The sequence below is a fragment of the Chelatococcus sp. GCM10030263 genome, assembly GCF_042666455.1.
Lineage (GTDB): Bacteria > Pseudomonadota > Alphaproteobacteria > Rhizobiales > Beijerinckiaceae > Chelatococcus.
In genome coordinates this window covers 1-24,121 of record NZ_JBHTDB010000009.1, presented here as the reverse complement: position 1 = coordinate 24,121, position 24,121 = coordinate 1, and the positions used below count along the sequence as shown (strand labels likewise).

Below are 24,121 nucleotides of genomic sequence, written 5' to 3'. Positions count from 1 at the left end.
GGCTGTGCTTTCGACTACAGCGGTGAGCGCCGGCCTTGCTTTCCAGGCCAACCGGTAGACCGCTTCGCGCCTCATATTCGCGCCTCGGAGGGATGCGTCATTGAAACTTTTCAATTGACGCTCGAAATGGTTCTGCGCCACAGTTGAGCCTACTGATCAGCTCCGGCTGGAAGAAGACGGTGGGCCGTGCAAGGCCCCTGAACCATTGGGAGGAGCAGGATGAAACTCGGCAAGGTGAGCGGCAGGCCGCTGCTGCGACGCACGGTTTTGAGCGCCGGACTTTTGAGCGCGCTCGCGCTGGGCATGACGGCGACGACTGCATCCGCCCAGGAGTACAAGATCCGCCTCGGCCACCCGCTGACCACATCGGACGCGGCGCATAAGGCGATGGTCTATCTCGCCGACAACATCAAGAAGGCGACCAACGGGCGCGTCGAGGTCACCGTTTATCCGGCCGACCAGCTCGGCAAACAGAAGGACCTCGGCGAGATGGTCCGCCAGGGGGCCAATGTCATCCAGCTGACGGATGCCCTGTTCCTCGGCGATGTCGAGCCGGACGCGGCCATCCTTCAGGCGCCTTATCTCATGGATAATCCGGAGGATTTCCGGAAGATCCTGGGGAGCGACTGGCTGAACGACCTCGACAAGCGTCTCCAAGCCAAGGGCATCCGCGTCATCTCCTGGAACAATTACTTCGGCACGCGCCAGATCCTGGCCAATCGGCCGATCCATAAGCCGGCTGACCTGAAGGGGCTGAATTTCCGTGCAGCCGCTGCGCCGATGTATGTGGAAATGGTCAAGGCGTTCGGTGCGCGACCCATCACCACCGGCTTCGCCGAGGTCTATACCGGCCTGTCGCAGAAGGTCATTGACCTGCTCGAGGCGCCCTTGCCGACGATGTATGCCTCGAAGTTCTACGAACAGGCGAAATATGTCACGCTGACCAGCCATATGATCGGCTGGGATCCGGTGATCATGAGCGAGACCTATTTCAAGTCGCTGCCCCCCGATATCCAGAAGATCATCCTGGACGAGGCGAATAAGGCGGCCGACTACATGAGCAAGCTGAAGAAGGAAGAAGAAACGCAGATGATCGAGCTCTACAAGAAAGCTGGCGTGACAGTGATCACCGATGTGGACAGGCAAGCCTTCAAGGATGCGACCAAGGTGGTCTACGATAACTACCCCGGCTGGACGCCCGGCCTTCCCGACAAGGTTCGCGCCCTGCTCGACCGTTAAGCCCCCAAGCCCCACTGGAGCTTTCCGATGGCGCTGGAGAATGCCCACCCGCTGCCGCCGGACGCCATGACGGCAGCGCCGGGGAAAACGCGCGGCCGCCGTATCGAGACACTCGAACAGCTCATCGCCATCGTCGCGCTCGTCGTTCTCGCCGGCGCGATCATCTGGGGCGTGCTGTCGCGCTATGTGGTCACCACACCGGCCGCCTGGGTCGAGGAGGTGTCGAGCATCGCCTTCTCCTGGCTCATTTTCGTCGGGGCGGCTGAAGTGCATCGGCGCAGGCTGCATATCAGCGTCGACATCCTGACCTCGCTCCTGCCCAAGGGACTTCAGCGGGGGCTGGCCTTCGTCGTCGAGGTCCTCGTGCTCGGCTTCTGCTGCTATGCGGCCTTCCTCGGCGCCGAGCAGGCGCTCGCCAGCACCGGCTCCTTCACGAGCATCCTGCGCATTCCGCTTTGGGTGAACTATCTCGGCCTGACGGTCGGCTTCGGGCTGATGGCGTTCCGCAGCGCGCAGCACATCGTGCGGCGCCTGCGCGGATCGGGAGCCCATTGATGGACCTCGTGCCACTCGCCGTCTTCACCGTCCTCATGTTCCTCAACGTGCCGGTCGCGGTGGCGATCGCGCTCGGAGCACTCACCTTCTTTCTCAGCCAGACCGGCCTGCCGCTGCCCCTCTATGCGCAGCGCCTGTTGAATTCCTCCGATTCCTTTCCGCTCGTGGCGATCCCGATGTTCGCGCTGGCCGGCGTGATCATGAATCACTCGGGCATTACGGCCCGGCTGCTCAATCTCGCGGAATGTCTCGTCGGCCATCTGCCCGGTGGGCTCGCACAAACGAATGTCGTGCTGGCCGGCCTCATGGGCTTTGAATCCGGCTCCGGCAATGCGGATGCCGCCATGCAGGCGAAGCTCCTCGGCGCCAATATGGTCAAGCGCGGCTATGACCCGCCCTTCGCGGCAGCCGTAGTTGCAGCCTCCGCGGTGATCACGCCGATCATTCCGCCCGGCCTCGGATTCGTGATCTACGGCTATCTCGCCAATGTGTCGGTCGGGCGGCTCTTCATCGCCGGCCTCATTCCCGGGCTCCTGATCGCCGTGAGCCTGATGATCGTCACGCATGCCATCGCCAAGCGCCGAGGCTATCAACCGGTGCGAGCAAGAGTGGCGCGGCCGAGGGAGCTCGCAACGGCCCTCCGCGATGCGACCTGGGCGTTGACCGTTCCCGTCTTCATCATCGTCGGCCTGCGCTACGGTTTCTTCACGCCGACAGAAGCCGGTGCCGTCATCGTGGTCTATGCCACGCTGATCGGCGCCTTCGTCTACCGCGAGCTGAAGCTCAGCGACGCGGTGGACATCCTGACGGAAGCGGCCCTGGCGACCGCCGCCGTCATGATCATCATCAGCGCGGCGGATGCGCTCGGCTATTACATGACGCTCGAGCAACTGCCCTCGCATGCAGCGACTTTCCTCACCTCGCTCACTTCCAATCCGCTTCTGCTGCTCGTCATCATCAACGCCTTCCTGCTCGTGCTCGGCATGTTCCTGGAGAGCCTGGCGGCGCTCATCCTGGTGACGCCGGTGCTCGCCCCCGTTGCGCTGTCGGTCGGCATCGATCCGGTGCATCTCGGCCTGCTCATCGTGCTCAATCTGACGATCGGGGCGATAACTCCGCCGGTCGGCACGCTCATGTTCATCTCCTGCGGGATCCTGAACGTGAGGGTCGCCGATTTCACACGCAGCATTCTTCCGATGCTCGCAGCCCAAATGGTCGTTCTGGCGCTCCTCATCCTGTTTCCGGTGCTGGCAATCGGCCTGCCCAACCTGCTCATGGGAATGGAACGGTAGGGTGCTAGATTGCCGGGCGGGCGAAGGCGGCCGCAGAGTGGAAACGCAGTTCCCCTCGCATCGTCAGGCTTCAATTCCCTGAAGGAATGATCATATTGCCCGCAAGAGGCGGCGGATCGAGAAAGGATGCATCGTGAGAGAAGCCTATATTTGCGATTTCGCGCGAACGCCCATCGGCCGTTACGGCGGCAGCCTCTCGGCTGTGCGGGCGGATGACCTCGCGGCGCATCCCATCCGCGTTCTCAAGGAGCGCCACGCGCAGGTCGACTGGGAGGCGCTCGACGAGGTAATCCTCGGCTGCGCCAACCAGGCCGGCGAGGACAACCGCAATGTCGCGCGCATGGCGGCCCTGCTCGCGGGCCTACCTGTCAGCACCCCCGGCAGCACCATCAACCGGCTGTGCGGCTCGGGCCTCGACGCGGTCGGCACGGCCGCCCGGGCGATCAAGGCCGGTGAAGCCGATCTCATCATCGCCGGCGGGGTCGAAAGCATGTCGCGCGCGCCCTTCGTCATGGGCAAGGCGGAAGCCGCTTTTCAGCGCTCAGCCGAGGTCTATGACACGACGATCGGCTGGCGTTTCGTCAATCCGCTGATGAAGGCGCAATACGGCGTCGATTCCATGCCGGAGACGGGCGAGAACGTCGCCGCCGAATTCCAGGTCTCGCGCCAAGATCAGGACGCCTTCGCGCTGCGCAGCCAGCAGCGAGCCGTGCGGGCGCAGGAGACCGGCTATTTCGACCGGGAGATCGTCCCGATCACCATCAAGGGCCGCAAGGGCGACACAGTTGTCGACCGCGACGAGCATCCGCGCGCCGACACGACGCTGGAGGCGCTCGCCAAGCTCAAGACGCCCTTCCGCAATCCGGGCACGGTGACCGCCGGCAATGCCTCGGGCGTCAATGACGGCGCCGGCGCCTTGATCATCGCTTCAGAGGAGGCGGCACGGAAGCATGGCTTGACGCCTCGGGCGCGCATCCTGGCGATGGCGAGTGCCGGGGTGCCGCCGCGCATCATGGGCATCGGCCCGGTGCCTGCGGTCCAGAAGCTGCTTGCGAGGACGGCGAAGAGCATGCGGGAGATCGAGCTGGTCGAGCTCAACGAGGCCTTTGCCTCGCAGTCGCTGGCCGTGCTCCGGCAACTCGGGCTCAGCGACGATTCCGAGCATGTGAACCCGCATGGCGGTGCCGTCGCGCTCGGCCACCCCTTGGGCATGTCGGGCGCGCGGCTCGCCATGACGAGCGTCAACGGTCTTGAAAGCCGCGGCGCGCGCCTCGCCGTCGCGACCATGTGCATCGGCGTCGGCCAGGGAATTGCCGCGCTGATCGAACGCGTCTGATGGCAGCGGGCGGGCGACACGCACGCCCTGCTTCCACTCAAGCCGCGAGCTTCAGGATCTCCCGGACCTCAGTCGTGCCGATGTCGTGGCGCTCGCCGAGCGCCGTTTGGCCGGCGCGCTCGAGATGGGCCACGACGTCGTCGGCCGCGATCTCGACCGGTGTCGCATCGCTGAGGCGGACGGGGCAACCCATCCGGCGGAAGAAGTCTTCGGTGCGGCGGATGGCTTCCTCGGCAGCCTTGTCCGCGTCCGGCTCGTCGATCTGCCAGACGCGCCGCGCATAGCGCGCGAGCATCGCCTGCTTGTCCTTGCTCTTGAAGCGCATCAGCGCCGGCATCACCATCGACAGCGTGCGAGCATGGTCGATGTCGTAGAGAGCCGTGATCGCGTGGCCGATCATATGCGTCGACCAGTCCTGCGGCACACCGGCACCGACGAGCCCGTTAAGCGCCTGGTTCGCCGCCCACATGATGTTCTCGCGGGCCTCGGCATCGTTCTTCTCCACGAGGCGCGGCCCCCATTCGATCAGCACCTGCAGGATGACTTCGCTAAAGCCGTATTGAACCGGCGTATTGACCGGCGTGGTGAGATATTGCTCCACCACATGGGTAAAAGCGTCGACTACGCCATTCTGCAACTGGCGCTTGTCGAGGCTCGCCATGGTGTCGGGATCGAGAATGGCGAAGCGCGGCCGAGCGGCCTCGTTGGCGAAGGGGATCTTCAGATGCCGTTCGCGGCTGGAGATCACGGAAACGGGATTGCTCTCCGAGCCCGTCGCCGGCAGCGTCAGGATGGCGCCGACCGGCAGGGTCTTCCCGGCAGGCTTGCCGCTCGCCAGATGATCCCAGGGATCGGCCACATCGAGCGGGATGATGGTGGCCAGGAATTTTCCGGCGTCGACAACCGAGCCGCCGCCGACCGCGAGGACGAGTTCCGAACCCGATCGGCGCGCGAGATCCCGCGCATTGAGGATCGTCTCGTAAACGGGATTGACCTCGATGCCGCCACGCTCGACGACCTCACAGCGGGAGAGCGCGGCCATCACCTGATCATAGACGCCGTTGCGCTTGATGCTGCCGCCCCCATAGAGCAGGAAAACCTTCGTCCCCGGAGCGATCAGATCCGACAAACGGGCGATCTGGCCGGAGCCGAACAGGATCTCCGTGGGGTTGCAGAGCCGAAAGCTGACCATAGAACTTCTCCTCACGTCATCGGTGCGTCAACGTCTCCGCAGCCAAGCCCCGATGTAAGGTGGTCTGTGCCAGAAGCAATGTGCTTGATGCCACCTCGGGGCTCACGCGATCGCGCTGAAGGCGAGCGGCTCATCCCGGCCGACGGCGCGCACGGAATCGCGAATGATGACCTTCGCTTCCAACTGAATCTGCTGTGTCGAATCCGCCTGGTTCTTCATGCGCTGGATCAGAAAGGTCCAGGCCATGCGCGCGATTTCGCGGGTCGGCTGGCGCACCACCGACAGGGATGGCGTGATCAGATCGGCCCATTCCGGCTCGTCGAAGGCGAGCAGCGAAACGTCCTTCGGGCAATTGAGCTTGAGCACGCGCAGAGCCCGAAAAACCTCGGCCGCAATCGTGCTGTTGCTGACGATGATCGCCGTCGGGCGCTTGGGCTTCTGCATCTCGATCGAGAGCAGCGCCGTCAAGGTCGCTTCGTCGGGGCCGGATTCCAAGACCTTCGTGGTCACCGGGCTCGGGGCGGCGGCGGCCGCCTCGTTCAGCCCTTGCACACGCTGCACGGTGACGATGAGGCGGCGCTGGCGCACGATGAAGAGAATGTTGCGGTGGCCGCGGTCGATCAGTTCCTGGGTCGCCTGGCGCATGGCGGTGGTGTTGTCGAAGGTCACGCGATCGAAATCGAAGCCTTGCGGGGCTCTGTCGACGACGACGACCGGCACGCCCGAGGCCTTGAGCATAGCGAAGGTCTCCTCGGGCTCCATGCTCGGCACGAGCAGAATCCCGCCGACATGGTATTTCAGGAGCGACTGCACCCGCTCGTATTCGGTGCGGGAATCCTGCCGGCTCAACACCTGCATGATCTCGATGCCGTTGCTCGAGGCGACTTCCTCGAAGGCGTCAACCAGCGCGGAAAAATACGCGATCGAGGTATGCGGCACGCATAGCCCCACCACCGGCGAGCGCTTGCGACGCAGGCCATGGGCCAGCATGTTCTGGGAATAGCCGAGGTCCTTGATCGCCTTGAGCACGCGATCGCGTTTGGCCTTGCTCACCGGAATCGTCTGGTTGAGGACGTTCGACACCGTCCCGACCGAGACACCGGCAAGCGCCGCAACATCCGCGATCGTCAGTTTGCGTTTTTCCAAGACGAAACCCCGTCATCCCTAGCGCGACCCTCGATTATGGCCCCCGCCGGGTCAAGCGCAACAGCGATGGCATGCCTCGACATCCGGTGTCTTGCGGGCCGGCGCCGGCAGAAATCTTGGCTGCCACTGTTATCCACGCATTGATGCGACCGGCAAGAGGGCTTAGCTTGAAACAGTTCAAAGACGTCGCCGGGAGGCGGCTCAGTCAGAAGATCGGCCAGCGATCTCAGTCCAGGAGGAGCCCAGGAATGACCCTTTCGTCGCTCGTGAAGGCCGTGCTGCCCTTGATCGCCGTGCTGTCCGTCGGCCAGGCGGCACGAGCCGAGACCGCCTTTCCGATCAAGGGCAAGACCATCACCCTCATCGTGCCCTATGCGGCCGGCGGCGTCACCGATACGGCCGCCCGCATGATGGCGGCGGGGCTCGAACAGACCCTCGAAACGCCCGTCCAGGTCGTCAACAAGGCCGGCGCGGGCTCGCAGGTCGGCTTGACCGAGCTCATGCGCGCATCGCCGGACGGCTATACCCTGTCCTATGCGGTGTTGCCGACGGTCACCACGCATTATCTCGATCCGACGCGCGGCGCCGCCTATACCCGCAAGGACTTTCAGCCCATCGGCATGCATCACTATACGCCGATGACGCTGTCTGTTCTGGCAACGAGCCCGTACAAAACCTTGAAGGACTTCGTCGAAGCCGCCAAAGCGAAGCCCGGAACGATTCGCATCAGCGACAGCGGCCTGCTCGCCAATCCGCATTCCATGGTGCTGGCGCTCGAACAGGCCAGCGGGGCCAAATTCGCCTCCGTCCACTTCACCGGCGGGGCGCCCTCGGTCACGGCGCTGCTCGGAGGCCATGTCGAGGCCATGGCGGGCGGCGTCGCCGATGCGCTCGCCAACAAGCAGGCGGGGACCTTCAGCACCCTCGGCGTCGCCTCCGACAAGCCGGATCCGGCCATGCCGGACGTGCCGACCATGCAATCGCAAGGCTATGATGTCATCCTGGCCTCAGCCACCGGCATTCTCGCCCCGGCGAAGACGCCGAAGCCGGTCGTCGACGTCCTGACGGCGGCTGTGAAGAAGGTCGTCGAATCCCCCGATCATCAGAAGAAACTCAATGAATTCGGTGTCCGGCCCTATTATCTGGACCCTGCTGCTTACGAGAATTTCTGGGTCGATACCGAAGAGCGCATGAAGCCCATCATGGCGAACATGCGTGCGAAATGAGCCTTAGACAACGAGATGGTGGCGGTTGACAGCCGCCATCGCCGTTTCTACGCTCGTAAAGCATTTCATTACTCACTCCGCAGCGCGGTCGATCCATCTCATGCGCCTTGCTCTTCAGATCACGGGCTTCATTCTGCTGCCGGTTGCTGCGCTTCTCGGCTACACGGCCGCGCAACTGCCCTATGCGACGGTGATGGGTCCGGGGCCGGGCTTTTTCCCGCTTTGGCTCTGCGGATTGCTCGCGCTGCTTGCCATCATCATGATCGCGCAAGCGACCTTTGGCTGGTCCCCGCCGCTGCCCGCCGATTTTTTTCCCGAAAGATCGGGGTATCTTCGCATCATCGCCGCGATCGCCGGTCTCCTCGGCATTGCCGCCGGCATGAGCCAGCTCGGTTTCCCGATCACGGCCTTTGTCTTCTATCTCGTCCTGCTGACGGTCTTCGGGCGCCGCAATCCAATCGAGATCGTCGTGCTGGCAGCCATAGGCAGCTTCGGCGTGTATTATCTCTTCACAAAACTCCTGAGCCAGCCGCTTCCGCCTGGGCTTTTCTCGTGGTGAGGCAGCGGCCATGACGAGTTTCGATCTGCTGATGGCCGGCTTCGGCACGGCTCTTGAGCCCACCAATCTCGCCTTCGCCTTCATCGGCTGCATCCTTGGAATGCTGGTCGGCGTTCTCCCGGGCATCGGCCCGGTGGCGGGCACGGCCATTCTCTTGCCAGTCACCTTCTCCATGGGCCCGACGCCGGCGATCATCATGCTGGCGGCCATCTATTACGGGGCCATGTATGGCGGCACGATCACCTCGGTGCTCGTCAATGTGCCCGGCGAAGGCGCCTCCGCCATCACCTGCCTCGACGGCTACGAGATGGCGAAACAGGGCCGCGCCGGACAGGCGCTCGCCATCGCCGCGATCGGCTCCTTCATCGGCGGCATCGTCGCGACGGCCGGGCTCGTGCTGCTCGCCGCCCCGCTCACGACCCTTGCGCTGAAATTCGGCCCGCCGGAGTTCTTCGCGCTCATGCTGGTCGGACTGTCGCTCGTCACGGGCCTCGCCGGCCATTCCCTGGTGCGCGCGCTCATTTCCGCGATCCTTGGGCTGCTCGTCGCCATGGTCGGCATCGACCCCGTCATGGGCGCTCCGCGCTTCACCTTCGGCAATCTCAACCTGCTTGGCGGCATCGACGTGGTCGTCGTCGCCATGGGCCTGTTCGGCGTCGGTGAGATCCTGATCGGGCTTGAGCGCAAGGAGGGCGACGCCTCGCTCAATGCGAAGGCGCCGACCTTGCGGCTGACGCGCGACGACATCCGCCGCTCGGCGATGCCGATCGTCCGCGGCACCGGCATCGGCTTCTTCCTCGGCCTCATTCCAGGCGTCGGCGCCATCGTGCCGACGGTCATGTCCTATGTGGCCGAGCGCAAGCTGTCGAAGACGCCGCAGAAATTCGGTACCGGCATGATCGAAGGCGTGGCGGGTCCCGAGACAGCCAACAACGCCTATTCCAATGCCGCGCTCATCCCGCTGTTTACGCTCGGCATTCCCGGTTCGCCGACGGTCGCCATCATCATGGGCGCTTTCATGATGAACGGAATCGTGCCCGGGCCCTTCCTCTTCCGCGACCACGCGGATCTCGTCTGGGGCGTCATCGCGAGCTTCTGCATCGGCAATGCCATTCTGCTTGTGCTGAACCTGCCGCTCATTCCGCTGTGGATCAAGATCATCCAGATCCCGCGCGCCATCCTCTTCACCTTCGTGCTCGGCTTCTGTGCGCTCGGCGCCTATAGCGTCAACGGGCAGGCCTTCGATATCGGCACCATGACGGTATTCGGCATCCTGGGTTATCTCTTCAAGAAGGTCGACATTCCGCTCGCGCCGATGATCCTGACGCTGATCCTCGGTCCGCTGATGGAACAGTCGCTGCGCCAATCGCTCGAGATTTCCGGCGGCGATTTCTCGGTCTTCTTCACCCGCCCCATCGCGCTCACCCTCATTCTCGTCGCGGTCGCCTTCATCGGCCTCGCCACGCATCAGACGGTGGCGCGCGTCCGCGGCGGGGATTCGGAAGTCTAGCTCAAGCCTGAAGGACATCTGCCTTGAGAGATCGTTTGACGACCCTGCCGGAGGCCGTGTCGCGGCATGTCCATGCGGGCGATACCGTCTTCGTCGGCGGCTTTGGCCAGTGCATCCCCTTCGCCGCAGCTCACGAGATCATCCGGCAGAACATCACAGGGCTGACTCTCTGTCGCTCCGGCGCCGATATTCTCTTCGACCTGATGATCGCCGCCGGCTCGGTCGGCAAGGTCGTGTTCGGCTATCTCGGCAATCCCGGGCTAGGGCTGGCGCATGCCTTCCGCCGAGCCGCCGAGGCCGGAACGATCGAGGTCGAGGACTGGACCAATTTCGCGATGGTGCTGCGGCTCCATGCCGGCGCCATGGGCGTGCCCTTCCTGCCCACGGCCTCTCTCACCGGCGGCGATCTGCCGGGGAGGATCGACGTTCGGCGGGTGACCTGCCCCTATACCGGCGAGCAGCTTGCCGCCGTGCCGGCGCTCAATCCGGATGTCGCGCTGGTGCACGCGCAATATGCGGACAGCGAAGGCAATGTGCAGCTTTACGGCCTCTCCGGCGACACGCTCGACGGCGCGTTCGCGAGCCGGCGCATCATCGCGACCGTCGAGCAGATCGTGCCGCGCGAGGTCATCCGCGCACGGCCGGACCGCACCGTGCTGCCGGGCTTCCGTATCTCGGCCGTCTGCCACGTGCCAGGCGGCGCCTATCCCTCCTATGTGGAGGGCTTCTATGGCCGCGACGACGAGGCCTATGCCGCCTGGGACAAGCTCGCCCGTTCCAGCGACGCGCTCGCCGCCTGGATCGACAGGGAGATCCGGAAAACCTCATCCTTCGCCGATCATCTGGCGCAGCTCCCGCCGGGGCGCCTTGAGGCGCTCAAGGCGGCCAACGCCCGCGAACTGTCGAGCGCGTCATGACCGAGATCACCGACCCCATCCGTTTCGTCGCGCTTGCCGCTCAGGAGATCGCCGACGCCGACGTGTGTTTCGTCGGCATCGGCGTTCCGTCGCTCGCCGCCATCGCCGCCAAGGCGGTGCATGCGCCCGATGCGGTGCTGATCTATGAATCGGGTGCCATCGATTGCGAGCCGCCGGTGCCGCCGCTCTCGACCGGCAGCCCCTCGGTCGTCGCCGACACGGCCATGGTCACCTCCTGTTTCGGCGTCTTCTCCATGCTGCAGCAGGGGGTCTTCGACCTCGGCCTTCTCTCGGCCGCACAGGTCGACCGCTACGGCAATCTGAACAGCACGGTGCTCGGCCCCTACGACAAGCCGAAGGTGCGGCTCGTCGGCTCCGGCGGGGCGCATGACATCGCGGTACTGGCGCGCGCGGTGGTCATCCTCATGCCGCACGACCCGCGCCGTTTCGTGCCGAAAGTCGATTTCGCCACGAGCCCCGGCATCCACACGGCCGCGAACGGCCTCGCCGACACGCCCATCCGCGGCGGTGGTCCGCGCTGCGTGGTGACCCCCCGCGCGCGCTTCACCTTCGAGGCCGGCGAATTGACACTCGAGGCACTCGCCGACGGGGTGGACGAGGCAGCCGCGCTCGAAGGCTTCCGCTGGGAGGTGCCACGGGCGGCGAAGCTGCGCAGGTTGCCGCCGATCGCGCCGGCGCTCGCCGCGGCCTCGGTCGACATCCTCGCGCGTTGGGGTCGTGAGGCCAATTGAGAGGGAATGACGATCGAGCCCAGTTGCGACAGCCATGCCCCAGCGGTCGCGCGCCCCCGTAGCGTCAATGGGAGATTGGCGGCGCCCTATCGGCCGGCCTCGTGATGCCGCGATAAGGGGCTACGGCGGGCGCCCCTCCCCGCTCCTGCTGCGGACGGCGGCCGAGCCGAGCTGCCCTTCAACCCGATCAGGCGAATGCGCTTGCGCGGGCTAGTTGCCCAGCCGGGCGATCCGGCGGCAGTGGTCCAGCGCGGCATTGATGAGATTGTCGCTCGCTTCGGGGGTGCGGAAGCCGGAATGGGCGGACAAGGTAACGTTCGGCAGCGTGATGAGCGGATGATCATGCGGCAGGGGCTCGATATCGAACACATCGAGCCCGGCATGGCCGAGATGGCCGCTTCGGAGCGCCTCGATCATCGCGGCCTCGTCGACGAGCGCGCCGCGCGCGGTATTGATCAGGATCGCCCCTGGCCGCATCGCCGCCATCCGCTCGCGCGAGAGGAAGCCGCGCGTCTCGTCGTTCAAGAGGAGATGCATGGAGACGACGTGGCTTTCTTTGAGGAGCGTGTCGATATCCACAAATTCCGCGTGCGGCGAGGATTTCGGCGTGCGGTTCCAGGCGAGAACGCGCATGCCGCTTCCCGCCGCAATGCGCGCCACTTCGGCGGCGATGCCGCCGAAGCCGACGAGGCCGATCGTCTTGCCCTTGAGCTCGATGCCATCCGTCCTCAGCCACCGGCCGGCCCGCATCTCACGATCCATGACGGCCAGCCCTTTCGCGGCCGCCCACATCAGGGCGATGGCGCATTCGGCAACAGCCGTATCGCCATAGCCCTTGATGATATGAACCGAAATGCCGCGTTCGGCGAGCTCCTCCGGATTCATATAGCTGCGCGCGCCTGTCCCGAGGAAAACCACATGTTTGAGCGCCGCGCATTGGCCGGCGATGGACGTCGGCAGGGCGGTGTGATCGATGATGGCGATCTCTGCGCCGGCCAGTCGTGTCGGCAGCGCCTCCGGCTCGACATCGGGCTCGTCATTGATGACGATCTCGACGTCATCGGGCCGCACCAGGCGCCTCATGACGGCCGCCAAGGTCGCATTAGCATCGACAAAAACAGCGCGCACCCAGTCCTCCCATCGCTCCATCAGGCGTTCTGCCGATAGAAAGCCGAGCATCGCCGGGCCCGCAAGCTCTTATCGCGTCTGATCCCCACGAAGGTGGCCGTGCGACCATCAGGCAGAGCTTACGCGGTCTGGCGGTTCTTCTGGTTTATCTTTTCGAGCGCGACGCGGAGGTAGGCAGCGCTGTTGTCGATATGCCCGCGCATGAGCGTCTTGGCCGTGACCTCGTCGCGAGCCCGCAAAGCCGCAAAGATATCGGCATGTTCGGTATAGGCTGCCTCGAGCGATTTCGTCGGCACACGGCTCGTCACGCGGATCACCTCGGTGATGAGGCTGTAGAGATTGTCGTAGAAGACGGACAGAATTTCGTTTCCGGCAGAATGGACAAGAGCCAGGTGGAATGCTGCATCCGCCTCGGTGAAGCCCGTGAAATCCCGGCTGTCGCGCGCCCGCCGCATGGCTTCCAAGGCGTCCTCGACTTCCGCAACCGCCTGGCTCTCGCGCTCCGTCAGGAGGCTCAGAACCTCGGTCTCGATCATCCGCCGCACGACCATGAGCTGCACGAGATAGTGCGGATCCGTCGAAAAGAGCTGCCGCACGGTCACCGCCAGCGTGCCGAGGAATTCGCCCACGTCGTCACGCACGACGACCGAGCGCCCGCCGTGGCGACGGCGGATGAGACCCTTGGTCTCGAGAATCTGCATGGCCTCGCGCACCGACCGCGTCGAGACGCCGAAGTCGCGCGCGATATCGCCTTCCGAGGGCAGCCGCTCGCCGATCGGCAATTCGCCAGACAGGATTTGCGCCTCGAAGGCACTCACCACTGACGAATACAGCTTGTCGCGGCCGCGTATGGCCGGGTTACTGACAGGCTTCTTGCTTTCAGGCGCCATGATCGATCGTCGTTCCGTAATCTGCCGCGGCGGACAATCCGTCTCTACCGACTGTGAACTTTCGCGCCATCGAAAAGGTGGCCACTCACGTCGCGATGGGAACGCAGGACAACGGTTTGCGGCATCCGCACCGAATGCGAGGTTGCAAATTCGTTGATCGCTCCACCCGTCAACGCTGTTGACACTAGCTTATGTCATAAGTCATATGTCAAGAGCGATACGGACGCAGGGCGGGTCCTCTCCAGGACAAAAGCTCTGAAATGTTCGATCGGAGCGCGATCGGGCTCGAAGGCGCCGACGGCCGGACAGGCTGGGCGAGAGAGCCGGGTCTGACCATCCCGCGAGAAGGGGGCAACCCTCGAGGCGGGACTCGGAACTGGGGAGGAAAGAGTATGATTGGACAATTGACCCGCCGCGCGGCGGTTGTGGTGGCACTGGCTGTGGCCGTTGCCCTGCCGGCGAGAACAGTCTTCGCCCAGACGGTCGACGACATCACGAAAAAAGGTCAGATCACGATCGGCGTCCTGACCGGTATTCCACCCTATGACACGGTTGATGCGAGCGGGAATACCGATGGCTTCCTAGTGGACCTCGCCAAAGCCGTGGCCAAGGAGCTCGGCGTCAAGCTCAACGTGGTGCCGGTCAATAATGCGTCGCGCGCCGCAGCCCTTGAATCGGGCCGGGTCGACATGCTGATCGCGCATATGACCGCGACGCCCGAACGGGCCAAATTGTTCCTGATGACAAATCCCTATGGCGCTTATGAAATGCGCTTCGTCGCGGCGAAGGAGATGAAGCTCACCTCGCTCGACGATCTCAAGGGCAAGCGGATCTCGGTGCCGAAGGGCAGCACCCAGGATGCAGCCGTCAGCGGCTATGGAATCGAGGGCCTGGAGGTCGTTCGCTTCGACGATGATGCAACGGCTATGCAGGCGCTGATCTCGGGCCAGGTCGATGTGACGGCCGCCGTCGCCACGGTCGCCAACGACGTCATCGCCAAGCGAAAGCTCGAGAACTTCGAAGTGAAGAAGGACGTGCCGATCTTCACGCTCTACTGGTCGATGGCGGTGCGCAAGAACGCTCCTGAACTGCGCCTTTGGCTGAACAACTTCATCTATTACTATGAAGTAACCGGCCAGCTCGACGCCATGCACAAGAAATGGGTCGGCGTGCCGATCCCCGGCGGCAAGCTTCCGACCTTCTGATCCGGCAGGCGCCGGAGAAGCGCCAGGTTTCAGCCGTTCCGCCTTCGGCCACTCTGGAGCCAAGGGTCTCATGGCCTACCAGATGCAGTTTGCGCCGGTGCTCGACCGCGCGCCGGAACTGATCCAGGGCACGATCAACACGATCGTGCTCTCGGGCCAGTCGATCGCCATCGGCCTCGCCATCGGCCTGACGGTGGCGATCGTTCGGATCGACGGGCCCAGATGGGCCGCAGGCTGCGGGGCCGCCTATGTGGAGGCCTTCCGCAACACGCCGCTCCTGGTGCAGCTTTTCCTTCTGTTCTTCGGCCTGCCCTATATGGGCGTGAGGCTCAGCGCCGATACGGCAGCGGTGCTGGCGATGTCGCTCAATCTCGGCGCCTATTCCACCGAGATCTTCCGTGCGGGGCTGCTCGCCATACCGCGCACCCAGATCGAGGCCGGGCTGGCGCTCGGGCTCTCGCGTCTGCAGGTGGTGCGCTATATCATCGTCATCCCCGCCCTGCGCGTCATCTATCCGGCTCTGACCGGGCAATTGACGTTGACGCTTCTCGGGTCGTCGATCGCTTCGTCGATTTCGGCGACGGAGCTCACGCTCGCCGCTTCCAAGATCGAGTCGCAGACCTTCCGCAGCCTTGAGACCTTTCTCGTCGTTGCGGCGATCTACATCACGATAACCTTCACCTTCAGGCTGATTTACTGGCTCATCGGCCTATGGCTCTTCCGCCGCCGCAGGCCGAAGCTGGCCTCGATGGGCGTTCCTGCGATCGCCACCGCGCGGGAGGTGGACGCATGATCCAATCATTCGGCTGGTCGAGCATCGAATTTCTCCTCCACGGCCTCCTGTGGACCGCGGTCCTTTCGGTCGTGACCTTCATCGGCGGAGGCTTCTTCGGGCTCATCTTCGCGCTGATGCGAGCGCTCGGGCCGCGTTGGCTGCAGATGATCGTGGCGTCCTACATCCAGCTCGTGCAGGCGACGCCGCTCCTGATCGTCGTCTTTCTCGCCTATTACGGCTTGAGCTTCCTCGGGCTCTATTTCCCGCCGCTCGCCGCCGCTGCGATCTCGCTGACCATCTACGCCACTGCCTTCCTCGCCGACATCTGGCGGGGCTGCATCGAAGCCATTCCGCGCACCCAGTGGGAGGCCGCCGATGCGCTCGCGCTCGGCCCCGTCCAGAAGCTGCGTTACGTAATCCTGCCGCAGGCCTTCCGCATCGCGCTCGGGCCGACCGTCGGCTTCATGGTCCAAATCGTCAAGAACACGTCGGTGACGGCACTCATCGGTTTCGTCGAGTTGACCCGCGCCGGCCAGCTCCTGAACAACATGACCTTCCAGCCATTCCACGTCTTTCTCGCTGTGGCGGTGATCTATTTCCTCGTCTGCTACCCGCTTTCACTCTGGAGCGAGACGCTGAAGGAGAGAAGAAGTGCCCGCGCTGCGCATTGAAAACCTCGTGAAATCCTACGGGGCTGTGCCTGTTCTCAAGGGCATCAATCTGTCGGTCGAGAATGGCGACGTGATTGCCGTCATCGGCCGCTCCGGCTCCGGCAAGAGCACGATGCTGCGCTGCATCAACGGGCTCGAGCCCTTCCAGAAGGGGGCGATCGAAGTGGCCGGGCACAAGGTCGACACCGCGAGTACCCATCTCCGCGCCCTGCGCAAGGAGGTGGGCATGGTGTTCCAGAGCTACAATCTCTTTCCGCATCTCAACGTCTTCGAGAACATCACGCTGGCGCCGCGCGTGGTGAAGCGCCTGCCCCGCGACGAGCAGGCTGCCCTCGTCAAGGAGGTGCTGACGCGCGTGGGGCTGGAGGAAAAGGCAGGCGCCTATCCTGACGAGCTCTCCGGTGGGCAGCAGCAGCGCGTCGCCATTGCGCGCTCGCTCGCCATGAAGCCGAAGGTGATGCTCTTCGACGAGGTGACGTCGGCGCTGGACCCCGAATTGACCGGCGAAGTGCTGAAGACCATTGCCGAGCTCGCCGAGGCCGGCATGACCATGGTGCTCGTGACCCACGAGATGGGCTTCGCCCGGCGGGTCGCGACACGCACCGTCTTCATGCACGAGGGCCGCGTTTGGGAGGAAGGCTCCTCCGAAGAGATCTTCACCAATCCCCGCACGCCGGAGCTGCGCAGCTTCATCGCGCCGAGCCTGAAGTAGACCGGGCGCAGTCGCCATCCTCATCAGTCCTCAAAGCGGTGCGAACGCCCGCCGGAACCAGGGAGCAAACCGTTGCCAGTGCCAGAAAATCACCAACTTGCGCAGAAGATGCGAAGTGGAGAACCGACCTTCGGCGCAACCTTCTACACCGGCTCGACCACGGCCATAGAGGCGGCCGGAAATTGGGGGCTCGATTTCGCCTTCATCGACGCCGAGCACACCCCGGTCAATGTCGATGCGCATCTCGAGAAGCTCGTGCTCGCCGCCTTGCTGGCAGGCATTGCGCCGCTCGTCCGGGTGCGCGGCACCAATGAATGGGACATCCGCAAATCGCTCGAATTCGGGGCGACGGGCGTGATCGTGCCGCAGGTCGGCACGGCCGCCGAGGCCCGCGCCATTGTGCGCGCCGCGAAGTTCCCGCCGATCGGCCGCCGTGGCGGCGACGCATCCTGCCGGTCCGCCGGCTTTGCCGGACCGGGCTTTCAATGGTCCAGCTATATGGAGCGTGAAAACGCCAGCAAGCTCGTGATCCCGATGGCCGAGAGCTACGAGTTCTTCGACAATATCGACGAGATCCTGGAGGTCGAAGGCATCGACGTCATCAATTTCGGCCCCGCCGATTACTCGATCTCGCGGCGCATCTCGATCGACTATTCCATGTCGCATCCCGAGGTCGACGAGCGTCTCGCCGAGCTCGTGGAGAAGTGCCACCAGCGCAACATCAAGGTGATGGCGCCGTGCATTCCACCCGTCGCCGAGAACGTAGACGCACTGAAGAAGCGCGGCGTGGACATGATCATCATGGGCAACGATGTGCTCTTCCTCAATGAAGGCTGCCGCCGCGTGCGCGAGGCGATCGACACCGCAGCGAAGACGGCGTGACGGCCAAGGCAGGAGACGAACAGATGAACGATCCTTTCAGCGTCGAGGGCCGGGTGGCGGTGGTGACCGGCGGGCTCGGCCAACTCGGCACGCAGTTCTCGAGGTCGCTGGCGGAGGCCGGCGCGAAGGTGGCGATCTTCAGCCGCCGCCCCTTCGACAAGGCGAAGGTCGCGGAGAAATTTACCGGCCTGGAGGAGCGAATCCGCGTCTACGAGGCAAACGTGACCGACAAGGCCGCCCTCGACACCGCCACCGAGACGCTCGTTGCCGACTGGGGCGTGCCGCATATCCTCGTCAATAACGCCGGCATCGATTCGAAGCCCGACGGTTCTGCCGAACAGAATGCGCCCTTCGAGGTCTATCCGCAGAAATACTGGGACGAGATCATCAACACCAACCTGACCGGCGTCATGCTGACGAGCCAGGTCGTGGGTAGCCGGATGGCGGCCGAGCGGCGTGGATCGATCATCAATGTCGGGTCGATCTACGGCATCGTGTCACCCAACCAGGCGCTCTATGCCTATCGGGAGAAGCGGGACGGCGTTCCCTTCATCAAGGCGATCTCCTATGCGGCGTCGAAATCGGGGCTCGTCAATCTGACGCGCTATCTCGCCACCTACTGGGCGCCGAAGAAGGTGCGGGTGAATCTCATCTCTTTCGGCGGGGTCAAGACGGCGACCTTCGACAAGGAATTCATCGACGCCTTCATCGAGCGTGTACCGATGGGCCGGCAGGCCGAGATCGACGAATACAACGGAGTCGTGCGGTTTCTGGCGTCCGATGCGTCGTCATACATGACCGGCTCGAATGTTGTTGTTGATGGGGGCTTCACGGCCTGGTAGGGGCGGCGCCCCGTGTGGGGTGTTGAGGTCGGACTAAACGCAAAAAGGCCGTCCCTTTGTATGGGGACGGCCTTTTTGTGTGATTTGGTTGCGGGAGGGCGCAACACCCGATTCTTGCGATTGATCGAGAGGGCGATTCCCAGATTTGCCGCTTAGACACTCCATATAGAACGGGTTCGAATCCCTCTCGACTCGACCCCGCCAATTTCACGCCATGGCGTGATATTCTGCGACATGGCCGCCGACTGTCGCACGTTATCATGGTAGCCATCGAGTATTTTCAAAGGGTCAACGCAGGCTAACGGCGACCTCCTCAACGCGTTCGACCAGCCATCTGAGATCAGAGTCGGACCGGGTAGACGAATGTCGTACCACGCTGATGGGAAAGCTCTCGATCGCCAAGGGCGGGTCCAGCACCCGCAGGTCGAACTCCGCCCCGAAACGCCTTGCAAGCCGAATAGGAACAGTCGCGACGAGATCGCTGGTGGCGACGGCAGCGAAGGCTGTCAGGAACATAGGCACGCTGGCACGCACGCGGCGTTTCAGTCCTTGCCGGGCAAGCGAGCGCATCGTCGACCACACCCGTCAGCCTGCCGGAAAAAGACACGAGCAGGTGGTCGAGATCGACATAGGTCTCAAGATCGAGGGATGCGGTGATGGCCGGATGGCCTCGACGCGCCACCACAGCGAAGCTCTCCTGCAAGAGAACCTTGGATTCGAACTCGTCGGAAACCTCGTAGAAGCGGCCGATCGCCAGATCGATCTCGTCCTTCCGCAGGGTTTCGAGAGCTGCCTCGCCGACCGCGAAGCGGGTCGTCAGCCGTGTTCCCGGCGCCTCCGTCGCCAGCTTCGCCAGGAGCGGCGCGCCGAGCAGCGTGGAAACGAGATCGTTGGCGGCCAGCCTGAACAGCCTTGCGGAGGTAGCCGGATCGAAAGTCGCGCGCCCGCCGACGACATCTTGCGTCAAGCGCATGAGATCGCGGATTTTCGGCGCGAGTTCGAGCGCGCGCCTGGTGGGCGTCAGTCCGTCCGGCCGGCGCGCGAAAAGCGGATCGTCGAAAAGATTGCGCAGGCGCGTCAACGCGTGACTGATCGCCGACTGGCTGAGGCCCAGCCGCGCGGCCACGACCGTTGTGCGTTCATGGCGCACAAGCTCGTCGAAAATCAGGAGCAGCGAGAAATCGAGCTGCCTGATCTTAGTTTTATCGATATCCATTATGAACGGATATCAGTTCCATTGCGAAGCGCGCAAGTCTACGAAGCTATCAGAACCCCGATTTCACCGCTGAGATACGACCACGCTAACTACAGTCCCCGTATTCTGCAGCCTTCGCGAGAACCACACCATGATCGTCGAATATATCCGCTACGAACTGACAGAGCATAGTGGGAACGATCTGATTTCGGCCTACCAGACAGCTGGCGAGAGCCTGCAGGCATCTCCCGAATGTCTCGGCTTCGATCTCACTCAGTGCGAAGAGGCGCCGACCTGCTTCATCCTGCGTATCCGCTGGACGTCGACCGCCGACCATCTTCAGAAATTCCGGAAAGGCCAACATTTTCCGCCCTTCTTCGCCGCCATCCAGCCCTTCGTGAGCGAGATCATTGAGATGCGCCACTACATAGGCCCAGGCGTGGAGTGGTCCCGTTGAGCGGGGCTGGGGTCCGCCGGGCGGGCCGTGCCAAGGATGATGCTGGCTTAGTGTCGGCCGGAACGAAACTGGCCTGCGAAGGGGCGTATAAACATGACGAAACGAATCCTGATCGTCGGAGCGGGCCAGGTCGGCGCTCGGGCGGGGCTGGCTAGGGCAAGGGCACGACGTCCGTTTTGGCGTCCTCCATCCCGAAAGTCCGAAATATGCCGACCTGCCGCAGGAGCGCCTGCAACCAGCCAGTGAACGGCGCGACGCTGAAATCGTGGTGCTCGCGATTCCCTTCTCGGCGGCCCGACCCGCGATCGAGGCGCTGGGCGATCTGTCCGGCGTGGTCCTGATCGACTGCACCAACCCGCTCGGCATAGGTGCGGACGGCCTCCATCTCACGATCGGCTTCGACGCTTCGGGTGGCGAACAGGTCGCCGAATGGGCGAAAGGGGCGAGCGTGTTCAAGACATTGAACCAGACCGGCGCGGAGAATATAGCCGACGCGGCCGCGTTTCAGCCAAAGCCGATGATGCTCGTGGCCGGCGACGACGAAGACAGGAAGCCGCTCTTGCTCGGTTTGGTCGCGGATCTCGGATTCGATGCGATCGATGCCGGGCCACTGCGCGCCGCGCGCCTCCTGGAGTCGCTCGCCATGCTGTGGATAGACCTCGCGACCAAGCGCGGCCAGCCGCGGGGTTTCGCCTTCGCAAAGGTGCGCCACACGTGAGCCTCGCCAGATGGAAATGGAGAGTTTTGCCCTGGTTCGGCCTTTCGCCGGCTCTCTAGCATCGATCATCTATGTGCGGTTGTCGTGCATAACACTGGCAAGGTATTTCGCCGGCGGCTTGCCGAGTGCCTTCTTGAACATGGTGATGAATGCCGCGACGGATTCGTAGCCCAGGTTGGCCGAAACCTGCTGGACTGTCGCGCCATTGGACAATTCTCGTATAGCGACGATCAGGTGCAGCTGTTGTCGCCAGCGTCCGAAGGTCAATCCTGTTTCCTTGATCACCAAGCGGCTGAGGCTGCTCTCACTGAGTGCGACGCGACTGGCCCACGCGCCTAACGTGGTTCGGTCGGCAGGGTTCGTGGTCAATGCATCGGCAATGTGTCTGAGACGCGGTTCCGATGAAATCGGCAGATATAGCTGCTGGACAGGCATACGTGGCAATTCGGCGAGCAGCACCTTGGTCAGAAGCTCATCACCGTCATTCGTATCCGGACGTTCGGAAAGCTCAACGATCAGTTCGCGCAACAACGGCGAGATTGAAACGGTGCAGCATCGAGCCGGAAGATCAGCAGCGCCAGGTTCAATATAAACGAAGAAAAGCTTCGCATTGGCGGTCGCGATATTGCTGTGTTTTATACCTCCTGGAATCCAAACCGCGCAATGCGTCGGTACCATCCATAAGCCGATGGGAACGCGACACGTTACGCCCCCCGCCAGCGCAAAAACGAGCTGACCCTTGCGGTGCTGATGATCGGCTACCTCCGCTCCCGTTTCGATGACGTCAACGCGCACCGAAATTGCCGGAACGACGGTTCCGTCCACATCGAAATCCGTCCATGGATATTGAAGAGGCTGCCGCATTGATTGACTGATTTTGATAATGGATTGGTAGAATATCTAAATTCCTTCGTGACTAAAAGGGCTAAGTCCCTTGACGCGCCCCACGGCAGGGCATTGACGAGGAGTTGACGGATGGCGAACGTTGTTATCGTGGCGGGCGGCTGGCATGGAGGCTGTGAGATCACGCCTTTCGGCCGCAAGCTGCGTGCACTTGGACATGAAGTCTTTACTCCAACACTCACGGGATTGGGCGAACGGGTGCACCTCGCGGCGGCGCGACCTAACCTAAACACACACATTCTCGATGTGGCCAACGTACTCGAATTCGAGGATCTTTCCGACGTCGTTCTTTGCGCGCACAGCTACGGTGGGATGGTGATAACAGGGGTGGCGGATCGGATGCCCGAGCGCATATCTGCGCTCGTCTACATCGACGCGCTTGTGCCCGAGGATGGCGATTCCTGGTGGGGCTTGGTCAACGACCACTTCCGAGCGATCGCCATTGACGGGGCGGACGAGGACGGCTTTGGCGTTCGACCTCCCGCGCATATGGACCCACGTTGCCGGCCGCATCCCATGGCGTCGTTTCTCCAGAAGATCCGACTTGCCGGGCGATGGAAAGAGGTTCGAGAGAAGCTCTTTGTCTACGCCACAGGGTGGACCGACAGCCCGTTCCCTCCGACGGTCGACCGCCTCAAAAAGCTCGCGGACTGGCGGATCGAAGAGGTGCCCACCAGGCACAACATTATCGCTGCAGCGCCTGATCAGTTCTTGGCAATCCTGACCAAGCTCGACGCAATGCGATAGTGATTACGCAGGCCTTCATCACCGTTGAGGGCGCGCGACCAGATTAAGCCTTCCGCCAGCGCCTTCGTATAACAGCGTAAGCGTGCGTGTTCGGGCGCAGCGTGGAGTGGTTGCGGGGGCCCCGCAACACCCGATTCTTGCGATTGGTTGTGCGGGAAATTCCAAGATTAGCGGCGTGATTACCTCACTACCGCCGGGAGGTCGAACGGTGCTGCGATGCGCACTCCTCTACGCACGGCTGTTTCAGGTTAGCACAGCTGCACGTTCACTTGGTTGCGAATGAACGGGTTGTAGACCGGCGCATCAGGTTTGAGCTTGCGGCGCTCGCCATCGAGCTCGGCGAGCCAAGTTCGATACGCCTGCAACCGCGCATCAAGATGGCGATTGTGTGTACTCAATTGCAGTTGGCATTATTCGCTCCCGGCCAGGCGCAGGGCGTCGCGCGCCATGCATCGGGCTTCTTCCAGCCACGCTTCGCGCTCCACTGCTAAACTCGTCGCCACGATGCCGAAGAGTTTGCGTCGGACGTGTTCGATACACAATGATCTCGAAGGATCTGCTGAGCTGCGCGACAGCACGGAATAAGGGCACCTGTGACAACCGGCTAAATATCCGACGCGATGCATTGGAAGCCTCGGTGCTGAGCGGCTTGCGGACGCACCTGATGGAGCCGGAGCTGTTCAAGGAATTCTGCGACGAGTTTACCCGCGAGGCGAACCGGCTGCGGATTGAGCGTGGAGCGGGCCTTGCGGCCACGCGCGACGAGCTTCCGCGTATCGAACGCGAGCTCGGAAAGTTGCTGGCTGCTATCAAGGCAGGCGGTCCGATCGAAGCCATCGTCGAGGATATGAAGCGGCTCGAGGCGCGAAAGGCCGCGCTGATCGACTTGCTTTCCAACGCCGAAGAGCCCACGTCGCTATTGCATCCGAACATAGCGGAGATCTACCGCCAGCGCGTAGCCGCTCTGTACGAGAGCCTGCAGAGTGAGGATGGCGAGCCGAGGCGGCTGAGGTGTTCCGCACGCTGATCGATCAAGTGACGCTCGCGCCCGACGATGCAGAGCTGGCGATCGTGCTGCGCGGCGACCTCGCCGCGGTCCTTCGGTTCGCGGCGAACAAGAAAAACCCCGGCGTCCTTTCGGAGGCCGGGGTTTTGGGTGCCTTGCTTTCGCAAGAATCGTTGGTTGCGGGGACAGGATTTGAACCTGTGACCTTCAGGTTATGAGCCTGACGAGCTACCGGGCTGCTCCACCCCGCGTCAACTGATGTCTGG

At 63.2% G+C, this 24,121-nt stretch carries 24 protein-coding genes, 1 tRNA gene and 2 pseudogenes; 19 read left to right on the top strand and 8 right to left on the bottom strand.

Features of this window, described 5'->3' with window-relative positions; all coding sequences use genetic code 11:
• Positions 1 to 219 precede the first annotated feature (219 nt).
• The 4 genes from ACFQU1_RS19005 (at position 220) to pcaF (ending at position 4,422) form a co-directional block, all read left to right on the top strand.
• The gene (locus ACFQU1_RS19005) at positions 220 to 1,239 is read left to right on the top strand and encodes a C4-dicarboxylate TRAP transporter substrate-binding protein (protein ID WP_378135572.1); all 1,020 of its coding nucleotides are present in this window, start codon (positions 220 to 222) and stop codon (positions 1,237 to 1,239) included.
• A gap of 27 nt (positions 1,240 to 1,266) precedes the next feature.
• Positions 1,267 to 1,794 carry a TRAP transporter small permease gene (locus ACFQU1_RS19000; RefSeq protein WP_378135570.1) on the top strand — a complete coding sequence of 176 codons (528 nt, stop codon included), beginning with the start codon at positions 1,267 to 1,269 and terminating at the stop codon, positions 1,792 to 1,794.
• Positions 1,794 to 3,086, top strand: a complete 1,293-nt coding sequence (locus ACFQU1_RS18995; protein ID WP_378135568.1) for a TRAP transporter large permease — start codon at positions 1,794 to 1,796, stop codon at positions 3,084 to 3,086. The genes ACFQU1_RS19000 and ACFQU1_RS18995 overlap by 1 nt, the downstream gene beginning before the upstream one ends.
• A gap of 133 nt (positions 3,087 to 3,219) precedes the next feature.
• Positions 3,220 to 4,422 (top strand): 3-oxoadipyl-CoA thiolase, encoded by a 1,203-nt coding sequence (pcaF, locus tag ACFQU1_RS18990; protein WP_378135566.1) that lies wholly within the window; start codon positions 3,220 to 3,222, stop codon positions 4,420 to 4,422.
• Positions 4,423 to 4,459: 37 nt separating this feature from the next.
• On the opposite strand, the gene ACFQU1_RS18985 is transcribed toward pcaF, so the two are convergent.
• The gene (locus ACFQU1_RS18985; RefSeq protein WP_378135564.1) at positions 4,460 to 5,614 is read right to left on the bottom strand and encodes an iron-containing alcohol dehydrogenase; all 1,155 of its coding nucleotides are present in this window, start codon (positions 5,612 to 5,614) and stop codon (positions 4,460 to 4,462) included.
• Positions 5,615 to 5,716: 102 nt separating this feature from the next.
• Complete coding sequence (locus tag ACFQU1_RS18980) at positions 5,717 to 6,760, bottom strand: LacI family DNA-binding transcriptional regulator (RefSeq protein WP_378135562.1); 1,044 nt, start codon at positions 6,758 to 6,760, stop codon at positions 5,717 to 5,719.
• Between the two features lie 248 nt (positions 6,761 to 7,008).
• Here ACFQU1_RS18980 and ACFQU1_RS18975 point away from each other — a divergent pair, with 248 nt between their 5' ends.
• From ACFQU1_RS18975 to ACFQU1_RS18955, 5 genes are all read left to right on the top strand, one after another.
• Positions 7,009 to 7,986: a tripartite tricarboxylate transporter substrate binding protein gene (locus ACFQU1_RS18975; RefSeq protein ID WP_378135560.1), complete on the top strand. Its 978-nt coding sequence runs from the start codon at positions 7,009 to 7,011 to the stop codon at positions 7,984 to 7,986.
• A gap of 100 nt (positions 7,987 to 8,086) precedes the next feature.
• The gene (locus ACFQU1_RS18970) at positions 8,087 to 8,545 is read left to right on the top strand and encodes a tripartite tricarboxylate transporter TctB family protein (protein WP_378135558.1); all 459 of its coding nucleotides are present in this window, start codon (positions 8,087 to 8,089) and stop codon (positions 8,543 to 8,545) included.
• Positions 8,546 to 8,555: 10 nt separating this feature from the next.
• Positions 8,556 to 10,055 carry a tripartite tricarboxylate transporter permease gene (locus ACFQU1_RS18965; RefSeq protein WP_378135556.1) on the top strand — a complete coding sequence of 500 codons (1,500 nt, stop codon included), beginning with the start codon at positions 8,556 to 8,558 and terminating at the stop codon, positions 10,053 to 10,055.
• 23 nt (positions 10,056 to 10,078) lie between these two features.
• On the top strand, positions 10,079 to 10,972 hold the full coding sequence (locus tag ACFQU1_RS18960) for a CoA transferase subunit A (RefSeq protein ID WP_378135554.1): 894 nt from the start codon (positions 10,079 to 10,081) through the stop codon (positions 10,970 to 10,972).
• On the top strand, positions 10,969 to 11,724 hold the full coding sequence (locus ACFQU1_RS18955; RefSeq protein WP_378135552.1) for a CoA-transferase subunit beta: 756 nt from the start codon (positions 10,969 to 10,971) through the stop codon (positions 11,722 to 11,724). Before ACFQU1_RS18960 ends, ACFQU1_RS18955 begins: the two co-directional genes overlap by 4 nt.
• Before the next feature lie 210 nt (positions 11,725 to 11,934).
• On the opposite strand, the gene ACFQU1_RS18950 is transcribed toward ACFQU1_RS18955, so the two are convergent.
• A complete protein-coding gene (locus ACFQU1_RS18950) occupies positions 11,935 to 12,852 on the bottom strand; it encodes an NAD(P)-dependent oxidoreductase (RefSeq protein ID WP_378135550.1) in 918 nt (305 codons plus the stop codon).
• 119 nt (positions 12,853 to 12,971) lie between these two features.
• Positions 12,972 to 13,742: a FadR/GntR family transcriptional regulator gene (locus ACFQU1_RS18945; RefSeq protein WP_378135548.1), complete on the bottom strand. Its 771-nt coding sequence runs from the start codon at positions 13,740 to 13,742 to the stop codon at positions 12,972 to 12,974.
• 392 nt (positions 13,743 to 14,134) lie between these two features.
• Here ACFQU1_RS18945 and ACFQU1_RS18940 point away from each other — a divergent pair, with 392 nt between their 5' ends.
• The 6 genes from ACFQU1_RS18940 (at position 14,135) to ACFQU1_RS18915 (ending at position 18,829) form a co-directional block, all read left to right on the top strand.
• A complete protein-coding gene (locus tag ACFQU1_RS18940) occupies positions 14,135 to 14,947 on the top strand; it encodes a transporter substrate-binding domain-containing protein (protein WP_378135546.1) in 813 nt (270 codons plus the stop codon).
• A 70-nt stretch (positions 14,948 to 15,017) separates the two neighbouring features.
• Entirely contained in the window at positions 15,018 to 15,740 is a 723-nt protein-coding gene (locus ACFQU1_RS18935; RefSeq protein WP_378135544.1) for an amino acid ABC transporter permease, read from the top strand.
• Positions 15,737 to 16,393, top strand: coding sequence for an amino acid ABC transporter permease (locus tag ACFQU1_RS18930; RefSeq protein WP_378135542.1), 657 nt, complete (start codon positions 15,737 to 15,739; stop codon positions 16,391 to 16,393). Before ACFQU1_RS18935 ends, ACFQU1_RS18930 begins: the two co-directional genes overlap by 4 nt.
• The gene (locus ACFQU1_RS18925; protein WP_378135540.1) at positions 16,374 to 17,105 is read left to right on the top strand and encodes an amino acid ABC transporter ATP-binding protein; all 732 of its coding nucleotides are present in this window, start codon (positions 16,374 to 16,376) and stop codon (positions 17,103 to 17,105) included. The genes ACFQU1_RS18930 and ACFQU1_RS18925 overlap by 20 nt, the downstream gene beginning before the upstream one ends.
• A 78-nt stretch (positions 17,106 to 17,183) precedes the next feature.
• Positions 17,184 to 17,987, top strand: a complete 804-nt coding sequence (locus tag ACFQU1_RS18920) for an HpcH/HpaI aldolase/citrate lyase family protein (protein WP_378136761.1) — start codon at positions 17,184 to 17,186, stop codon at positions 17,985 to 17,987.
• Positions 17,988 to 18,010: 23 nt separating this feature from the next.
• On the top strand, positions 18,011 to 18,829 hold the full coding sequence (locus ACFQU1_RS18915) for an SDR family oxidoreductase (protein ID WP_378135538.1): 819 nt from the start codon (positions 18,011 to 18,013) through the stop codon (positions 18,827 to 18,829).
• A gap of 288 nt (positions 18,830 to 19,117) precedes the next feature.
• Here the strand turns inward: ACFQU1_RS18915 and ACFQU1_RS18910 are convergent, their stop codons facing one another.
• Together ACFQU1_RS18910 and ACFQU1_RS18905 are read right to left on the bottom strand one after the other, a co-directional pair.
• The gene (locus tag ACFQU1_RS18910) at positions 19,118 to 19,399 is read right to left on the bottom strand and encodes a LysR substrate-binding domain-containing protein (RefSeq protein ID WP_378135536.1); all 282 of its coding nucleotides are present in this window, start codon (positions 19,397 to 19,399) and stop codon (positions 19,118 to 19,120) included.
• A gap of 25 nt (positions 19,400 to 19,424) precedes the next feature.
• Positions 19,425 to 20,045 (bottom strand): annotated as a pseudogene (locus ACFQU1_RS18905) (LysR family transcriptional regulator); the annotation flags it as partial.
• 130 nt (positions 20,046 to 20,175) lie between these two features.
• Here ACFQU1_RS18905 and ACFQU1_RS18900 point away from each other — a divergent pair.
• On the top strand, positions 20,176 to 20,481 hold the full coding sequence (locus ACFQU1_RS18900) for a putative quinol monooxygenase (RefSeq protein WP_378135534.1): 306 nt from the start codon (positions 20,176 to 20,178) through the stop codon (positions 20,479 to 20,481).
• A 145-nt stretch (positions 20,482 to 20,626) separates the two neighbouring features.
• Positions 20,627 to 21,199: pseudogene (locus ACFQU1_RS18895) on the top strand (NADPH-dependent F420 reductase); the annotation flags it as partial.
• A 69-nt stretch (positions 21,200 to 21,268) separates the two neighbouring features.
• On the opposite strand, the gene ACFQU1_RS18890 reads toward ACFQU1_RS18895, so the two are convergent.
• The gene (locus tag ACFQU1_RS18890; RefSeq protein WP_378135532.1) at positions 21,269 to 22,063 is read right to left on the bottom strand and encodes an AraC family transcriptional regulator; all 795 of its coding nucleotides are present in this window, start codon (positions 22,061 to 22,063) and stop codon (positions 21,269 to 21,271) included.
• A 111-nt stretch (positions 22,064 to 22,174) separates the two neighbouring features.
• Here ACFQU1_RS18890 and ACFQU1_RS18885 point away from each other — a divergent pair, with 111 nt between their 5' ends.
• Complete coding sequence (locus ACFQU1_RS18885) at positions 22,175 to 22,849, top strand: alpha/beta fold hydrolase (protein WP_378135530.1); 675 nt, start codon at positions 22,175 to 22,177, stop codon at positions 22,847 to 22,849.
• Positions 22,850 to 23,390: 541 nt separating this feature from the next.
• The gene (locus ACFQU1_RS18880) at positions 23,391 to 23,876 is read left to right on the top strand and encodes a hypothetical protein (RefSeq protein WP_378135527.1); all 486 of its coding nucleotides are present in this window, start codon (positions 23,391 to 23,393) and stop codon (positions 23,874 to 23,876) included.
• Positions 23,877 to 24,029: 153 nt separating this feature from the next.
• On the opposite strand, the gene ACFQU1_RS18875 is transcribed toward ACFQU1_RS18880, so the two are convergent.
• A tRNA-Met gene (locus ACFQU1_RS18875) sits at positions 24,030 to 24,106 on the bottom strand.
• Positions 24,107 to 24,121 lie beyond the last annotated feature (15 nt).

Coding starts and splice junctions, on each gene's coding strand:
- ACFQU1_RS19005 (WP_378135572.1), top strand. CDS start 220: ATGAAACTCGGCAAGGTGAGCGGCAGGCCGCTGCTGCGACGCACGGTT.
- ACFQU1_RS19000 (WP_378135570.1), top strand. CDS start 1,267: ATGGCGCTGGAGAATGCCCACCCGCTGCCGCCGGACGCCATGACGGCA.
- ACFQU1_RS18995 (WP_378135568.1), top strand. CDS start 1,794: ATGGACCTCGTGCCACTCGCCGTCTTCACCGTCCTCATGTTCCTCAAC.
- ACFQU1_RS18985 (WP_378135564.1), bottom strand. CDS start 5,614: ATGGTCAGCTTTCGGCTCTGCAACCCCACGGAGATCCTGTTCGGCTCC.
- ACFQU1_RS18975 (WP_378135560.1), top strand. CDS start 7,009: ATGACCCTTTCGTCGCTCGTGAAGGCCGTGCTGCCCTTGATCGCCGTG.
- ACFQU1_RS18970 (WP_378135558.1), top strand. CDS start 8,087: ATGCGCCTTGCTCTTCAGATCACGGGCTTCATTCTGCTGCCGGTTGCT.
- ACFQU1_RS18965 (WP_378135556.1), top strand. CDS start 8,556: ATGACGAGTTTCGATCTGCTGATGGCCGGCTTCGGCACGGCTCTTGAG.
- ACFQU1_RS18955 (WP_378135552.1), top strand. CDS start 10,969: ATGACCGAGATCACCGACCCCATCCGTTTCGTCGCGCTTGCCGCTCAG.
- ACFQU1_RS18945 (WP_378135548.1), bottom strand. CDS start 13,742: ATGGCGCCTGAAAGCAAGAAGCCTGTCAGTAACCCGGCCATACGCGGC.
- ACFQU1_RS18940 (WP_378135546.1), top strand. CDS start 14,135: ATGATTGGACAATTGACCCGCCGCGCGGCGGTTGTGGTGGCACTGGCT.
- ACFQU1_RS18935 (WP_378135544.1), top strand. CDS start 15,018: ATGGCCTACCAGATGCAGTTTGCGCCGGTGCTCGACCGCGCGCCGGAA.
- ACFQU1_RS18930 (WP_378135542.1), top strand. CDS start 15,737: ATGATCCAATCATTCGGCTGGTCGAGCATCGAATTTCTCCTCCACGGC.
- ACFQU1_RS18915 (WP_378135538.1), top strand. CDS start 18,011: ATGAACGATCCTTTCAGCGTCGAGGGCCGGGTGGCGGTGGTGACCGGC.
- ACFQU1_RS18910 (WP_378135536.1), bottom strand. CDS start 19,399: ATGCGCTCGCTTGCCCGGCAAGGACTGAAACGCCGCGTGCGTGCCAGC.
- ACFQU1_RS18900 (WP_378135534.1), top strand. CDS start 20,176: ATGATCGTCGAATATATCCGCTACGAACTGACAGAGCATAGTGGGAAC.
- ACFQU1_RS18890 (WP_378135532.1), bottom strand. CDS start 22,063: ATGCGGCAGCCTCTTCAATATCCATGGACGGATTTCGATGTGGACGGA.
- ACFQU1_RS18885 (WP_378135530.1), top strand. CDS start 22,175: ATGGCGAACGTTGTTATCGTGGCGGGCGGCTGGCATGGAGGCTGTGAG.
- ACFQU1_RS18880 (WP_378135527.1), top strand. CDS start 23,391: ATGATCTCGAAGGATCTGCTGAGCTGCGCGACAGCACGGAATAAGGGC.